Below are 16,217 nucleotides of genomic sequence, written 5' to 3' on the forward strand. Positions count from 1 at the left end.
CCTTGCCCAGGCGACCAGCCTGGGCAAGGCGCGCAACGCAGTATCGGTGTGCCACAGGGCGCTCCCGGAGGGTTGGCCGTCAGCGGCGCGGAGCGGGCACCGCGCCGCTGACGGCCAACGCATCTCATCTCAAAGTGCATCACACGCTCTAGAATTGACGCATGTCCGAGCCCGCCAACGTCGCCGTCCGCCCTTCCCTGCGCAACCCCAAGCACTGGCCGATGTATCTGGGCCTGGCGGTGATGGTGGTGGCAGGGCGCCTGCCCTGGACGCTGCAACGTGCCGTGGGCCGCGGCGTGGGCTGGATTGCCATGCGCCTGGCGGGCACGCGTCGGCGCGCGGCCGAGGTCAACCTGAAACTGTGTTTCCCCGAGCAGGACGATGCCTGGCGGGCGCGGCTGTTGCGCGACAGTTTCGACGCGCTCGGCGTGGGCCTGTTCGAGTTCGCGCGCGCCTGGTGGGGCAGCATCGATGTCATTCGACCAGGCGTGCAGATCGAGGGCCTGGAGCATCTGCAGCAACTGCAGCAGCAAAAACGCGGCGTGTTGCTGGTATCCGGCCACTTCATGACGCTGGAAATGTGCGGGCGCCTGCTATGCGACCACGTGCCGCTGGCCGGCATGTACCGCAGGCATCGCAACCCGGTGTTCGAGTGGGCGGTCAAGCGTGGGCGCTTGCGCTATGCCACGCACATGTTCGCCAACGAAGACCTGCGCGCCACCATCAAGCATCTCAAGCGCGGCGGTTTTCTGTGGTATGCGCCGGATCAGGACATGCGCGGCAAGGACACCGTGTTCGTGCCGTTCTTCGGACATCCCGCCTCCACCATTACCGCCACGCATCAGCTGGCACGGTTGACCGGCTGCGCGGTCGTGCCGTACTTCCATCGTCGCGAAGGTGGCCGTTACATCCTCAAGATCGCACCGCCGTTGGCCGACATTCCGTCCGATGACGTCATCGCCGATACCACGCAGGTCAATGCCGCCATCGAAGACATGGTGCGCGAAGCGCCGGACCAATACCTGTGGATCCATCGGCGCTTCAAGCGCCAACCGGGTGGACGTAGCGATTTCTATCGCTGACGCCGGCTCGGCGAACGCCTGCAACGCATGTGTGGGCGTCGCCGCCGCAGCTCGCGAAGGGAGGAAGTGCCGATCAACCGCGTGCGCCGCGCTACTGCGGCGCGCGGTCCGCATCGTCGTTGAGCAAGGCGCCGGCATACAGCCCGGCCAGCATCAGGCTCAGCCCGCCCCAGAAGCTGGAATAGAACGCCAGATGGGTGTTGAACGGAAATACCGTGGCCACCAACGCAATCATCGCCGGCCGCGCCTGCTCGCGTGCCACCACGCTTGAGTAGCGCCACGCACGCCATGCCTGCGCCGCGCCAGCCAGCCACAGCAGCAAGCCGATCACGCCGGTTTCGGCCAGGATCTCCAGCACGATCTGATGCGCATGAAAGGCCGGCCCGCCGCCCCAGGCCGGCGCTTGGCCAGGTGCCGGATTGCAGGCCGGATAGGCCTGCCGGAACCCGCGCACGCCCACGCCGTTGAGCGGATGCGCGCGGATCATGCACAGCGATGCCCCCCATATCTGGGCACGCCCGGACAAGGCCTGGTCCACGCCCTGTTCGCCATTGCCGAACGCCAGCGTGGTGCGCTGGATGCGCTCGCGCGCCTGTGGCGCCACCGCCACCACCGCCACGGCCAACAGTGCGCCGACCACCGCCGCGGCCAGCAAACGACGCCCGCCCAGCAGCTGCCAACCGGACAACAGCATGATCACGCCATAGGTGATCCACGACGCGCGCGAGCCGGCCAGGACCAACACAATGCCGACCGCCGCCGCGCCGACAAGCCAGGCCAAGACATGACGCCGCCCCAACGCCAGCAACAGGAACGGCGACAGGCTGGCCAGGGTCTGCCCGAATTTCAGATTGCAGGGGCCCAGCACGCCGCTCAACCGGTCCACCAGCGCCAGTTCCTGGGCCGTGCACAGGCCATGGCCGCTGATCAGCTGCTTGATCTGATCGATGCCAAAAAACAACGGGCTGGTGCCGAAGGCGGCCTGCAGCAACGCGTCCAGCGTCCACACCCCACCGATGACCGCCAGCCCGGTAAAGGTGCGACCCCGACGCTGTGCATTGGCCACGGCGATGGCGCATAACCACATGAACGGCAGGTAGCGCAGATCGGTGGCCGACTTGCGTAGTGCGCGGCCGGCATCCATCGCGTCGAACGCCGACAGCATCTGCGGCAACCAGTACGCCAGGAACAACACGCTGGTCAGCGCCCAGGCTGCGCCGCTGAGCAGGCGCGTGCCGCCGCGAAAGCGCGCATGCAACAGGCGGTACGCCGCGAACAACGCACCCAGCGACAACACCGTTTCGGCCAGGCCGGGCGTAGGCCATAGCGCCACGAACACGATCACCCACAGCGGCGCCCAGCGGCCGGCATCGGGCGTCAACACGGGCGCCCGCGGGAGGGCCTCAGCGGCGGAGTTCGTCATAGACCTTCAGGGTGGCCGTTTGCATGGCCTGCAACGTGTAGGGGATCACGGCCGGCGCTGCCGGGGCGTGCTGCAGCAACTGCAGCGCCTGCGTGCATAAGGCCCGGGCATCGAAAGCGGCGACCGCACCACCGGGCTGCAACTCGGCCAGCAATTCGCCAACGCCGCCGTGTGCCCAGCCCAGCACCGGACGGCCGACCGACAGCGCCTCCACCACGGTGCGGCCGAAGGCTTCCGGCTTGCGCGAAAGCTGCAGCACCAGATCGCTGGCCGCATAGGCCTCGGCGATGCGGGCAGTGGGCTCGGTCAAGGCGATTGCCTCGGCAACGCCCAGCCTCGACGCTTCTGTCTCCAGCTCCCGCACGTACGCCTCGCGCCCGGGCTCGCATGCGCCGGGCAACCACAAAAAGGCCGGCACGCCGGCTGCACGGATGTCGGCGAGCAGCTGCAGGCCATCGGAATGCCCCTTCAGGCGCGTGCCACGGCCCGGCAGCAATAGCAGCGGTGCATCGGCCGGCAGAGCGGGCAGCAGCGTCTGTGCCCAAGCACGTGCGCGGCGGTCCGGCTGCAGCCGGCGCGGGAACTGCGCGATATCCACCCCACGCGGAATGGTGCGCAGCCGCGCCGGATCGGTCTGCGGGTAATGCGTGCACACGTATTCGCGCACCGTCTTGGACACGCAGATCACGCGCTCGCCGTAGGTCATCACTGCGCTGTAGCGGCTAGGCGAATTAAGCCCGTGCACGGTGGTCACCAGGCGCGGCCGCGTTGCCTCGGGCATGCCGCGCAGCGCGTACCAACCCAGCCAGGCCGGCAGCCGCGAACGTGCATGCACGATGTCGGCCCCGAGTTCGGCGAACAAGCGACGCAAGCCGATCACATGCCGCAGCGTCAGCAACGATTTGCGGCCGATCTCTAGAGTGAGATGCTCGCCACCCACATCCAACAGCGGCTGCACCAGGCGTCCGCCGGCCGACACGACGACGGCGCGATGACCGGCGCGCACCAGCGCGGCAGCGATTTCCAGGGTGGAGCGCTCGACGCCGCCGGACTGCAGTGCCGGCAGCAGTTGCACCACGGTCAGGCGGTGCATCCGGCCAGTATCAGTCGGCGAGCACGAACAGCGCGCCGCAATACGGGCACTTGGCTTCGCCGTTGGGCTCGTCTTCGATCGGCAGGTACACGCGCGGATGCGAGTTCCACAGCGCCATCTGCGGCGTCGGGCAGCTCAGCGGCAGGTCGCCGCGGTGCACGGTGTAACGCTTTTCGGCATTGGCGGGCGCGGTGGCGGTCTGGCTCATGGCGGTGCGATCGGAAGGCAAAGGCAGAGCGCGGATTCTAGCAGCCCGCGTGGTGATCGGCCCATCGACCGGGCGGTACAGGCCCGCGCGGGGGTGAGTTGCAAGAGTTGCCAATCCAATCGCCGAGGCCGCTATGGAATCGGCGATTCTGCAGCAGCCCCCAATCGGCGGCGCGACAGCGCAACGACACCGCACCGCGCATGCCGCCTATCATCGGGAGCCGGCGTCTATCCAACCGGCGACGTGAACCATACCGGGCGCAACATCGGCCCAGCGCACGTGCCGTTACGTGCCCCAAGGAGACACTGCCCCGTGACCTTGCCTGTTGTCCTGCTGCATAAGCGTGGTCTGCCGCGCACCATCGCCATTGCCCTGTTCTGTCTCGCTGCGCTGCCGGCGATGGCCGCCACGCACTTCGCAAGCGCGTTCGAGGACGGTGACCCCTCACCGATGCCGGTGACCGACACTGCCGTGCAGGTTGCCGTCGGCGCCGGCCCGGCAGCGCCGTACGCCGCCAAGCCAAATGCCGGCTACAGCGGGGCGCATGCGCTGCGTTACGCGAGCAACGGCGCAGGTGGGCGACGCGCGTTGTTCACCACCGATCTGCTGATCCAGACGCAGACCACGCTGTCGTGGATGGTCTTGCCGGAAAGTGTCGGCAACGACCATGTGGCATCCACGTATGTCTCGCTGGACCTGCTGCTGGACGACGGCACACATGTCTCTGCCAGCGCAGCGCGCGATCAACATGGCGTGGCATTGGGTGCGCAGGCGCAGGGCGATTCGAAGACGCTGTACCCGCAACAGTGGGCGCGCAAGCAGGTGCGGTTGGGAGATGTGCCCGGGCTGCGTGGGCGGCGTGTGCGTGCGATCGAACTGGACGTGGCGCCGCCTGCGGGCGCGCGCGCTGCCGGGTGGATCGACGATATCACCATTGCCGAGGTGCCGCTGGCAACGCCGGCGCGGCCCTCGGATCGGGTGCTGACCACGCGCGGCACGCAATCCAATGGCACGTTTTCGCGCGGCAATAATTTTCCCGCGACGGCCGTGCCGCACGGTTTCAACTTCTGGACGCCGGTCACCGATGCGGGAACGCTGACCTGGCTATATCGCTGGAACGAGCACAACGGTGCAGACAATCGCCCGCGTCTGCAGGCGCTGTCGCTGAGCCATCAACCGAGCCCGTGGATGGGCGACCGGCAGACGTTTCAGGTGATGCCCTCGCTCACTGCCGGCGTGCCGGACGCCGATCGCAGCAGGCGTGCACTGGGGTTTTCGCATGACGACGAACAGGCCCGCCCCTATCGCTACGCCGTGCAACTGGACAACGGCATCCATGCCGAGATCGCACCGACCGATCACGCGGCGCTGTTTCGTTTTCGCTTCCCGGCGCGGGGCGATGCCAACCTGCTGTTCGACAACGTGGACGCGCGCGGCGGGCTAAAGTTGGATGCTGCGACCCAGACACTGTCCGGTTACACCGATGTGCGCAGCGGTTTGTCGACGGGCGCAACGCGCATGTACGTCTATGCCAGCTTCGACAGGCCCTGGCACAGCAGCGGCCTGCTCGACACTGGCCGCCCGACCGGATGGATCAAGTTCGATGCCGGCAGCACGCGACAGGTGCAGATGCGCATTGCCACTTCGCTGATGTCGGTGGATCAGGCAAAACACAATGCAGAACTGGAAATTGCCGCAGACGCGAGCTTCGAGCAGGTCGCCGCGCGCGCGCAGGAGGCCTGGGATGCATTGCTGGGGCGCTTCGAAGTGCCCGATGCCACTGCCGACCAGGCAACCACGCTGTATTCCAACCTGTACCGGTTGTACCTGTATCCGAACTCGGCGCATGAAAACGTGGGCACTGCGACTGCCCCGGATTGGCGCTACGCCAGCCAGAACAGCTGGTCGGACGACACTATCGACGGCAGCGCGGTGCGCAGCTTCGCACCGATCCGCGATGGCCGGGTGTACGTCAACAACGGGCTGTGGGATACGTTTCGCACGGCCTGGCCTGCGTATGCGCTATTTGCGCCCGATGATGCCGGCGCCCTGGTGCAGGGGTTTGTCGAACAATCCCGGGCGGGCGGCTGGATTGCGCGCTGGTCGTCGCCCGGTTATGCAGACCTGATGGTGGGTACCAGCTCGGATGTGGCGTTTGCTGATGCCTGGCGAAAAGGCGTGCAAGGCTTCGACCCGGCCGAGGCCTACGCCGCTGCACTGAAGAACGCCACGGTCGTTGCGCCGGACCGGCATGTCGGGCGCAAGGGCATGGCGCGCTCGACCTTCCGCGGCTATACCGATACCGACACGCATGAAGGCATGTCGTGGTCGATGGAGGGCGCCCTCAACGACTTCGGCATTGCCAACATGGCCGAGGCGTTGTCCATCCAGGCCAACACTGCCGCAGCGCGCGAGCGCTATGCGACCGAAGCGCTGTATTTTCGCTACCGCGCAGCCGGGTATGCGGCGCTGTTCGACCCGGCGGTCGGCTTCTTCCAGGGGCGCAAACCCGACGGCACGTGGCGCGTGGACGCGGCGCAGTACGATCCACGCGTGTGGGGCAACGATTACACCGAATCCAGCGGGTGGACGTTTGCATTCACCGCGCCACACGATGGCGAAGGCCTGGCTACGCTCTACGGTGGCCGCGCGGCACTGGCCGCCAAGCTGGACATGTTTTTCGCCACGCCCGAGACTGCCCAAGCGCAGTTTGCAGGCTCGTATGGCAACACCATTCACGAGATGACCGAAGCACGCGATGTGCGCATGGGCATGTACGCGCACAGCAACCAGACTGCGCACCACATTCCATGGATGTATTTGTATGCAGGGCAACCGTGGAAGACACAGCGCATTACGCGCGAAGTTCTGGCGCGCCTGTACTTGGGTAGCGAGATCGGCCAGGGTTACCCTGGCGACGAAGACAATGGCGAGATGTCGGCGTGGTATCTGTTCGCTGCGCTGGGGTTGTATCCGTTGCGGATGGGAGCGCCGGAGTATGTGATCGGCTCGCCGCTGTTCAAGCAGGCGCGCGTGCGCTTGCCGGGCGGCGGTACGCTGACGATCAATGCGCCGCAGAATTCGCCGGAAAATGTGTATGTGCAATCGCTCAGGCTCAACGGCAAGCCATGGCGCAAGACCTGGTTGCCGCATGCGGCGATCGCCAAGGGTGCCACGCTGGACTTCGAGATGGGGCCCACGCCCTCGCGCTGGGGCAGCGCACCAGAGGATGTGCCGCCGTCGTTGACCGCGCCAGGCAAGCGCCCTGCCCCGTTGCGTGACCTGCTGGGTGCCAGCGCACGCGTGACGCAGGCCGATGGTCGCGCGCTGACGGCTTTGCATGACGACGATGCGGGCAGCGCGAGCGCGGTGTCGCCCGCCACGGTGCTGACGTTGAGCGGTCTTGATCGCGGTGAGGCCATGCTTTACACCGTGACCAGCGGCGACGCTGCGATTGCGTCGGCCGCGTGGACGCTGGAAGCACGCACTGCAGGAGGCACGTGGCGCGTCGTCGATACGCGCCGCGAGGAGCGTTTTCAATGGCCGCTTCAAACGCGCCCGTTCCGGATCGCGACGCCCGGTTCGTATGCGGAGTATCGGCTGCATTGGACCGCGCCTGCGCGTGCACAGGTGGCGGAGATCGAGTTACTGGGTGCGGTGCCGGATGCGCGCTGAGGACTGAGGTTTTGGGCGTGATCGCTGGGATGATGACGCCCCGCGACGCCTGCTGTTTGCGTCGCTCGTCAACGTTTTGGATGGTCGACGCTGAGTCGCTGCCAAGGGTAGGCCGTACCCTCACCCCAACCCCTCTCCCGCGGGGAGAGGGGCTTGTGGGTTATTGCTGCAGACTGGGGACTAAGAGCAGCTAACAAAACTACTGCGCTACGTTTTGTTAGCCGCTCTAAGTGCCTGGGCGCCTTGCAACACCCTATCGAGGAAGACACTTCTCGGCCGTTGTCTTGCCGGCCGAGCGCTTGCTGCTTCAAATCAAGCAGCACTCGGCCAAGTCTTGGACACCTGGCAAGTCTGAACATCTCGAGTCAGTCGGTGCCCTTGTCGGCTGCCGCCTTTTCCGCATCGCGCTGCCTGCGGATCTGCGCATCCACCGCTGCGATGGCGGTCATGTTCATCACCCGGCGCGAGGTGGCGCTGGTGGTGAGGATATGCACCGGCTTGGAGATGCCCATCAGGATCGGGCCGATCGCCACGCCATCGGTGAACACGCGCACCAGGTTGTAGGCGATGTTGGCCGCTTCCAGGTTCGGCAACACGAACAGGTTGGCGCGGCCCTTCAAGGTGCTGTTGGGCATGATCTGCTTGCGTAGCGCCTCGTCCCAGGCGGTGTCGCCCTGCATTTCGCCGTCGATGTTGAGCTCGGGCTTGCGCTTGAGCAGTGCCTCGCGCACCTGGCGCATCTTCAGCGCATCGCGCGAGTCGTGGCTGCCGAAGTTGGAGTGCGACAGCAGCGCGATATTCGGCTCGATGCCGAACAGCTTGAGGCGGTACGCGGCCTGCAATGTGGCTTCCACCACCTGCTCCACCGTGGGGTCTTCCTGCACGTGGGTGTCCAGGAAGAAGAACACGCCGAGCTGGTTGATCACGCCGGTCATCGCCGAGGTGGAGCTCACCCGCGGTTCCAGCGGGATCACGCTGCGCGCGTAGCCCAGCTTCTTGTGGAAGCGGCCAACCACGCCGGACAGCATCGCGTCGGCTTCGCCGCGCGCCACCATCACTGCCGCGATCAGGGTCGGGCGCGAGCGCATCAACTCCTTGGCCGCGGTGACGGTCACGCCACGACGCTCGGTCAGCGCGTGGTAGTACTGCCAGTAATCGTTGAAGCGGGGGTCGTCGAGGATGTTGGTGATCTCGAAATCCACGCCGGCGGTCAGGCGCAGGCCCATGCGTTCGATGCGTGCTTCGATCACGTCCGGGCGGCCGATCAGGATCGGGAAGGCCAGGCCCTCGTCGACCACGTTCTGCACCGCGCGCAGCACCACTTCTTCTTCGCCTTCGGCATACACCACGCGCTGCTTGTCGGCGCGCGCGCGGTCGTAGACCGGCTTCATCATCAGGCTGGTGCGGTAGACGAACTGGCCGAGCTTGTCGCGGTAGGCCTCCATGTCGGTGATCGGGCGCGTGGCCACGCCCGAATCCATGGCCGCCTGCGCAACCGCAGACGACAGTTCCACCAGCAGGCGCGGGTCCAGCGGACGCGGAATCAGGTAGTCGGGGCCGAAGCTCGGGGTCTCGCCGCCATAGGCCGCACCCAGGTCGGAGGCCTCGCGCCGCGCCATCGCCGCGATCGCCTTGACGCAGGCGATCTTCATTTCCTCGTTGATGCCGGTGGCGCCCACGTCCAGCGCGCCGCGGAACAGGTACGGGAAGCACAGCACGTTGTTGATCTGGTTCGGATAGTCCGACCGACCGGTGCCGATGATGCAATCCGGACGCACCGCCTTGGCCACTTCCGGGGTGATTTCCGGATTGGGGTTGGCCAGCGCGAAGATCACCGGCTGGCGCGCCATGCTGGCGACCATCTCCGGCTTGAGGATGCCGGCGGCCGACAGGCCCAGGAAGATATCGGCGCCTTCGACGATTTCGGCCAGGGTGCGCTTGTCGGTATCGCGGGCGTAGCGCTGCTTGTCCGGGTCCAGATCGGTGCGGCCGGTGTGGATCACGCCATCGCGGTCCAGCGCCAGGATGTTCTCCGGCTTCAGGCCCAGCGATACCAGCATGTTGACGCAGGAAATGCCGGCCGCGCCCATGCCGGTGGTGGCCAGCTTGACCTCTTCGATCTTCTTGCCAGTGACCACCAGCGCATTGAGCACGGCGGCGCCAACGATGATCGCGGTGCCGTGCTGGTCGTCGTGGAACACCGGGATGTTCATGCGCTCGCGCAGCTTGCGCTCGACGATGAAGCATTCCGGCGCCTTGATGTCTTCCAGGTTGATGCCGCCGAAGGTCGGCTCCAGGCTGGCGATGATGTCCACCAGCTTGTCCGGGTCGTTCTCGTTGATTTCGATATCGAACACGTCGATGCCGGCGAACTTCTGAAACAGCACGCCCTTGCCTTCCATCACCGGCTTGGAGGCCAGCGGGCCGATGTTGCCCAGGCCCAGCACCGCCGTGCCGTTGGTGATGACCGCCACCAAATTGCCGCGCGCAGTAAGCTCGCTGGCCTGGGTGGCATCTTCGACGATGGCCTCGCAGGCGAACGCCACGCCCGGCGAATACGCTAGCGACAGATCGCGCTGGGTCAGCATCGGCTTGGTCGCGGTGACCTTGATCTTGCCGGCCGGCTGCTGGCGGTGGTAGTCGAGGGCGGCCTGTTTGAAGTCGTCGGTGGACATCGGTGGTGTGGTTCTCGAAGGCGCAGGAGGCTGAATTCTACCCTCCTGCCTGAACAAGGGCCTGTCGCGCAGCTGTCAGCGCGGCAGGGAAATCACGGGTGCGGCGTGACGCGCAGCGCAGCCGGCGTGGAGGCCAAACAAGAACGGCCCTGCATCCCGTCGCTAACACCGACGGAAGACAGGGCCGTAGGAAGCATCAACGCAGGCTGGCAGGTGCCACGCCGGGTTGGCCGACCGGGGCCAGCAGCGGCGGTTCGCCGCCGTCCAGCACCAGCTTGAGCCGGTCGCGGTCCAGGGCGTTTTCCCAGCGCGAGACCACCACGGTGGCGACCGCGTTGCCGATGAAGTTGGTCAGCGAGCGGCATTCGCTCATGAAACGGTCCACGCCCAGGATCAGCGCCATGCCGGCCACCGGCACTTCAGGCACCACGGCCAGCGTGGCGGCCAGGGTGATGAAGCCGGCACCGGTGACGCCGGCCGCTCCCTTGGAGCTGAGCATCGCCACGGCCAGCAGTGCGATCTGGTGGCCCAGGGTCAGTTCGGTATTGGTGGCCTGGGCGATGAACAGCGCCGCCAGCGTCATGTAGATGTTGGTGCCGTCCAGATTGAACGAGTACCCGGTTGGCACCACCAGGCCCACCACCGACTTCTCGCAGCCGGCCTTTTCCATCTTCTCCATCAGCGACGGCAACGCCGACTCCGACGAGGACGTGCCCAGCACCAGCAGCAGCTCGGCCTTCAGGTAGCGGATCAGCTTGAGGACCGAAAACCCGCACAGCCGGCTCACCAGCCCCAGGATCACCAGCACGAACAGCAGGGATGTCAGATAAAACGAACCCACCAGCCAGGCCAGGTTGACCAGCGACTCCACGCCGTACTTGCCGATGGTGAAGGCGATGGCGCCAAAGGCACCGATCGGGGCGGCACGCATCAGGATGTGCACCAGCTTGAACACCGGGGCGATCAGCGCTTCCAGCAGGTTCAGCACCGGCTTGCCGCGCTCGCCCACCAGCGCCAGCGACACGCCGAACAGCACCGCCACGAACAGCACCTGCAGGATGTTCGGCCCGGTCAGCTTGCCGTTGACGACCTGATCGCCGGTGAACGCGCCGATCAGCGAGTTGGGGATGATGTCCATCAGGAAGCCGACCAGGGTCAGGTCATGCGACTTCTCGACGTAGCTCTTGACCGCACTCTGGTCCAGATCGGCCGGATTGATGTTCATGCCGGCGCCGGGCTGCACCACATGGGCAACCACCAGACCGACCACCAGGGCCAAGGTGGAAAAGAACAGGAAGTAGGCCATCGCCTTGCCGAACACCCGGCCCACCGTCTTGAGATGGGTCATGCCGGCGATGCCGGTGACGATGGTCAGGAAGATCACCGGGGCGATGATCATCTTCACCAGCTTGATGAACGCGTCGCCCAGCGGCTTGAGGCTTTCGGCGAAGGCGGGCTCGAAATGGCCCAGCAGGGCACCGAGAACGATCGCCACCACCACCTGAAAATACAGTTGGCGATAGAAGGGGACGGATGCCGGCAGGGGGCCGGCAGGCTTGCTGATGTGCATGACACCACTCCGAGAGACGAGAGAGGGTGCCGAGCAGGCACCCGTTGCACGCATTCTGGCCGCACGTCACAGCCCCGGCCGATAGCCCATTGGTACTACCCCGTGTCCAGCGGCTGAACGTGGGCTTACACTTCAGCCGCGCCGCCGCCGGCCGTTAATTCCGTTTAACGCAGACACCGTTTCTGTGCTGCCGTCGTCCGGACCCTGCGCGCTTGCTGAAGACATTCATTGCGACCGCCATGGCAGGACGCCCGGCCCCTTTTCATTGCCGAAGACCATACCTATGCGCCTCAATCTGCTTGTCCTGGCGTTGGCTGCTGCCATCGTCCCCGCCGCTGCCAATGCAGCCACCTCGATCGAAAACTGGCCGACCAAGTACACCTTCGGTGACGGCACCGAGCTTGGCCTGACCGGCAACTACGCCTACGACGACAACAACTTCTCCGGCGACGACCGCCTGGAAGACCGCAACGACTTCCGCCGCAAGGAATTCGGCGCCACCATCAAGAAGAAGGGCGTCTACGACGCCATGGTGTACTACGACTTCGAGTCCAAGCTGTGGCTGGACGTGTTCTACCGGTTCGAGACCAAGGCCCTGTTCGGCCAGGATTACGGCCGCGTGCGCCTGGGCTACATGAAGGTGCCGGTGGGCCTGGAAGCGGTGCAGAGCTCGCGTGCGGGCAGCTTCATGGAACTGGGCCTGCCGATCCAGGCGGTGTTCCAGGGGCGCCGTACCGGCGCGGAATGGACGCTGGAACGTCAGCAGTACCTGCTGCAGGCCGGCGCGTACGGCGGCAAGGATCTGCAGGGCGACAACCCGGGCACCACCCAGGCCGTGCACGCGGCATGGACCCCGATGAAGGCCGAAGGCGACGTGCTGCACCTGGGCATCGCCGGCTCGATCGAAAACCCGCGCGGTTACAGCGACGGCCGCGGCGTGTCGTTCAGCCCGCGTGTGCGCCTGCGTGCGCGCCCGGAAGCCGGCCTGACCGATGTGCGCCTGATCGATACCGGCACCATCCTCGATGTGGACCATGTGATCCGCACCGGCCTGGAAGCGGTCTGGATCCACGGCCCGTTCTCGCTGCAGAGCGAAGCCCTGCGTGCCGAAGTGGCGCGCAACGCGAACCAGCCGCACTTCATCGCCCAGGGCCAGTACGTCTACGGCACCTGGACGCTGACCGGCGAATCGCGCAGCTATGCCGGCGGCGTGCCGGGCAACATCAAGCCGTCGCACGACTACGGCGCGGTCGAGCTGACCGCCCGCTACAGCCGCCTGAACCTGGAAGACAACAATGTGCATGGCGGCCGTCAGCACGACACCACCATCGGCGCCAACTGGTACCTCACCAGCCACTTCAAGTTCCAGGCCAACTACAGCTGGGTGGATTCCTCGCGCAATGGCGTGCATGAAACCCCGCACGTGATGGAACTGCGTGCGCAGGTGCAGTTCTAAGCTGCACTGAGCAAAAGCAGCGCGCCGGCGATTCGCGCCGACGCACTGCCGCGTCATGGCCGCGCGCCGGTTCGCCGACGCGCCGCCGGAATCGCACCGCCACAGGCATTCGACACGGCCGCATCCATCCCGGGTGCGGCCGTTGTCGTATTCGGCGCTTGCCCAGCGTGCGATCAGAGCGGCTGACACAGATCGCGAGCAGCGGCCAGGCAACTGCGGGCCGAGCGCCCGGAACCGTCGTCGACGCGTAGCACATGCGGCACCCAGCGCCGGCTGCGTCTGTCTGGAGGTGAGCGCAACCGTTTCTTGTTGGCCGTTACGCGCCGATGGCTACGCGATCCGGCAGCAGACCGCATACTTGCGCCCATGTACGCATCGCAACGCCGTCGCCTGCTGCTCACCTTGTCCATCGTGCTGGGCGGGATGGTGGTGGCCATGGTGGCGGCCGGGCACTTCGTCGAACAGAGCGCGCTGCACGATGAAAGCGCGACCGTGCGCCGCCAGCTACGGCTCTACGCGCAGGCGCTGCAGCAGCGCGTGGACCGCTATCGCACGTTGCCGCAGATTCTGGCGCTGGACCCGGAGTTGCGCGCGGCCGTGTCCGGCCCGCTGTCGCCGGCACAGGTGGATGCGCTCAACCGCAAGCTCGAACGCGCCAACAATGTCACGCAGTCGTCCACGCTGACCTTGATCAACCATGACGGCGTGGCACTGGCCGCCAGCAACTGGCGGGCGCCACGGAGCAACGTGGGCGTGGATTACGCCTTCCGTCCGTATTACCAGCAGGCGCTGGCCACCGGCAGCGGCAGCTTCTACGGCATCGGCATGACCACCAGCGAGCCAGGCTATTTCCTGTCGCAGGCCATTGTCGATGGCGCCGGCCGGGTGCAGGGCGTGGTGGTGATCAAGATCGCGCTGGCTGCGCTGGAGCGCGAGTGGCTGCAGACCCCGGATATCGTGCTGGCGTCGGACGCGCACGATGTGGTGTTTCTGGCCAGCCAGCCGGAGTGGCGCTACCGCGTGCTGGCCCCGCTCAGCGACCGCGATCGCCGCGAACTGCAGAGCACCCGCCAGTACGCCGACCAGGAATTGCTGCCGCTGCGGCGCCGGCTGATCGAGCAGACCGGGTACGGCGGCGTGCTGGCCGACGTGCGCGACCCGCCGCTCGGTGCGCAGGTGCTGTGGCAGACCCTGGAAGTGCCCGAAAGCGGCTGGCGCCTGCATCTGCTGCACGACACCCGCGCCAGCGCCGCTGCCGGCCGCGCCGCGGCGATTGCCGCCGCCGGCGCGTGGCTGGCCTTGGCACTGCTGTGGTTGTTCGTGCAGCAACGGCGGCGGCTGTCGGCGCTACGCCAGCGCAGCCGGCACGAACTGGAAACCTTGCTGCAGCAACACGCCGAAGAACTGCGCACGGCCCAGGACGGCGTGGTGACCGCCGCGCAGCAGGCCAATGCCGGCCTGAGCCGCAGCCTGGAACATCTGCCGCAAGGCGTGGTGGTGATCGACGAGGCGCTCAACCTGGTGGCGTGGAATTCGCGCTATGTGGAGCTATTCCGGTTCCCGCCGGAACTGCTCAAGATCGGCCGCCCGATCGAAGACCTGTTCCGCTTCAATGCACGCCGCGGCCTGCTGGGGCCGGGGCCGATCGAGGCGGCGATCGAGCGGCGCCTGAATCATTTGCGCAGCGGCAAGCCGCATATGCGCGAGAGCGAAAAAGAAGACGGCACCGTGCTGGAAATCCGCGGCAATCCACTGCCCGATGGCGGCTTTGTCACCAGTTACGCCGACATCACCAGCTACAAGAACGCCGCACGCGAACTGCGTTCGCTGGCCGACGCGCTGGAACACCGCGTGGCCGAGCGCACCCGCGACCTGGCGGCGGCCAAGCGCGAAGCCGAAAGCGCCAACCGCTACAAGACCCGCTTCGTCGCCTCGGCGGTGCACGACCTGCTGCAGCCCCTCAACGCCGCGCGCATGTTCGTCTCGGTGCTGCGCGGGCAAGTGCGCGAGGCTGGCAGCGCACGCGTGGTCGACAACATCGACGGTGCGCTGGCTGCGCAGGACGCCATCCTCAACAGCCTGCTCGACATCTCGCGCCTGGAAGCGGGCAGCCTGAAGACCCAGGTGCGCGACTTTGCGCTTGCGCCCTTGCTGGACACCCTGGCGCGCGACTTCGGCATCCTGGCCGAAGACCGCGGGCTGGTACTGGAATCGGTACCGACCTCGGCGGTGGTATTGAGCGATGAAAACCTGCTGCGCCGCATCCTGCAGAACTTTCTGTCCAACGCCATCCGCTACACGCCGCGCGGGCGCGTGCTGATCGGCTGCCGTCGCCGTGGCGGCTGGCTGCGTATCGAAGTGCACGACCAGGGCCCCGGCATCCCCGACGCCTTGCAACACGAAATCTTCGAAGAATTCCGCCGCCTCGACGACGGCGTGGCCAACGACCGCGGCGCAGGCCTGGGCCTGGCCATCGTCGAGCGCATCGGCCGTCTGCTCGGCCATCGCATCGGGCTGCGTTCCACCCTGGGCGCCGGCAGCGTGTTTTCGGTGACTGTCCCGCTGGGCGATCGCACCGCCATCGCACGGCAACTGCCAGCGCCGGCCAGCACTGCCGAACACGGCAACGACCCCATCCTGCACGGCTGCCGGGTATGGTGCGTGGACGATGAGCCATTGGTGTGCGAAGCCACCCGCACGCTGCTGGAACGCTGGGAATGCCGCGTGGATTTCGCCGGTGGCCCGGATGAGGCATTGAGCGCGGCCAATGCCGAGGAGGTGCCGGAACTGCTGCTGCTGGATGTGCGCATGGGCGCACACCACGGCCCCATGCTGCTGTCGCAGTTGGTGGAACGCTGGCAACGCGAGCCACGGGTGATCCTGGTCACCGCAGAACCCGACCCTGTCCTGCGCGAGCATGCGCTGGATCTGGGTTGGGGATTTTTGTCCAAACCGGTCCGCCCGCCCGCCTTGCGTGCGCTGGTGACGCAGATGTTGATGCGGCGCGGGTAGCGCGCTGCCAGCGCTGCCTGCTT

Annotated in this window: 9 protein-coding genes; 4 read left to right on the forward strand and 5 right to left on the reverse strand. The window is 66.4% G+C overall.

Features of this window, described 5'->3' with window-relative positions:
• Window positions 1–161 precede the first annotated feature (161 nt).
• The gene (locus HLH45_RS00235) at window positions 162–1,082 is read left to right on the forward strand and encodes an LpxL/LpxP family Kdo(2)-lipid IV(A) lauroyl/palmitoleoyl acyltransferase (protein WP_008573681.1); all 921 of its coding nucleotides are present in this window, start codon (window positions 162–164) and stop codon (window positions 1,080–1,082) included.
• A 91-nt stretch (window positions 1,083–1,173) separates the two neighbouring features.
• Here HLH45_RS00235 and HLH45_RS00240 read toward each other — a convergent pair whose 3' ends face one another.
• From HLH45_RS00240 to HLH45_RS00250, 3 genes are read right to left on the reverse strand one after another with little or no spacing between them, the layout of a single operon-like run.
• Window positions 1,174–2,505: an O-antigen ligase family protein gene (locus HLH45_RS00240; RefSeq protein ID WP_011348530.1), complete on the reverse strand. Its 1,332-nt coding sequence runs from the start codon at window positions 2,503–2,505 to the stop codon at window positions 1,174–1,176.
• A complete protein-coding gene (locus tag HLH45_RS00245) occupies window positions 2,486–3,598 on the reverse strand; it encodes a glycosyltransferase (protein ID WP_008573677.1) in 1,113 nt (370 codons plus the stop codon). Before HLH45_RS00245 ends, HLH45_RS00240 begins: the two co-directional genes overlap by 20 nt.
• A gap of 10 nt (window positions 3,599–3,608) precedes the next feature.
• Window positions 3,609–3,806: a zinc-finger domain-containing protein gene (locus HLH45_RS00250; RefSeq protein ID WP_008573675.1), complete on the reverse strand. Its 198-nt coding sequence runs from the start codon at window positions 3,804–3,806 to the stop codon at window positions 3,609–3,611.
• A gap of 312 nt (window positions 3,807–4,118) precedes the next feature.
• Between HLH45_RS00250 and HLH45_RS00255 the strand changes: the two genes are divergently transcribed.
• Complete coding sequence (locus HLH45_RS00255) at window positions 4,119–7,481, forward strand: GH92 family glycosyl hydrolase (protein WP_008573673.1); 3,363 nt, start codon at window positions 4,119–4,121, stop codon at window positions 7,479–7,481.
• Between the two features lie 365 nt (window positions 7,482–7,846).
• Here the strand turns inward: HLH45_RS00255 and HLH45_RS00260 are convergent, their stop codons facing one another.
• Both HLH45_RS00260 and HLH45_RS00265 read right to left on the reverse strand, forming a co-directional pair.
• Complete coding sequence (locus tag HLH45_RS00260) at window positions 7,847–10,156, reverse strand: NADP-dependent malic enzyme (protein WP_008573671.1); 2,310 nt, start codon at window positions 10,154–10,156, stop codon at window positions 7,847–7,849.
• 196 nt (window positions 10,157–10,352) lie between these two features.
• Window positions 10,353–11,726 (reverse strand): dicarboxylate/amino acid:cation symporter, encoded by a 1,374-nt coding sequence (locus HLH45_RS00265; protein WP_003483384.1) that lies wholly within the window; start codon window positions 11,724–11,726, stop codon window positions 10,353–10,355.
• Between the two features lie 283 nt (window positions 11,727–12,009).
• Between HLH45_RS00265 and HLH45_RS00270 the strand changes: the two genes are divergently transcribed.
• Both HLH45_RS00270 and HLH45_RS00275 read left to right on the forward strand, forming a co-directional pair.
• Window positions 12,010–13,182 (forward strand): OprO/OprP family phosphate-selective porin, encoded by a 1,173-nt coding sequence (locus HLH45_RS00270; RefSeq protein WP_008573669.1) that lies wholly within the window; start codon window positions 12,010–12,012, stop codon window positions 13,180–13,182.
• Window positions 13,183–13,548: 366 nt separating this feature from the next.
• Window positions 13,549–16,194 (forward strand): hybrid sensor histidine kinase/response regulator, encoded by a 2,646-nt coding sequence (locus tag HLH45_RS00275; protein WP_008573667.1) that lies wholly within the window; start codon window positions 13,549–13,551, stop codon window positions 16,192–16,194.
• Window positions 16,195–16,217 lie beyond the last annotated feature (23 nt).

The organism is Xanthomonas euvesicatoria (assembly GCF_013112235.1).
Classification (GTDB): domain Bacteria; phylum Pseudomonadota; class Gammaproteobacteria; order Xanthomonadales; family Xanthomonadaceae; genus Xanthomonas; species Xanthomonas euvesicatoria.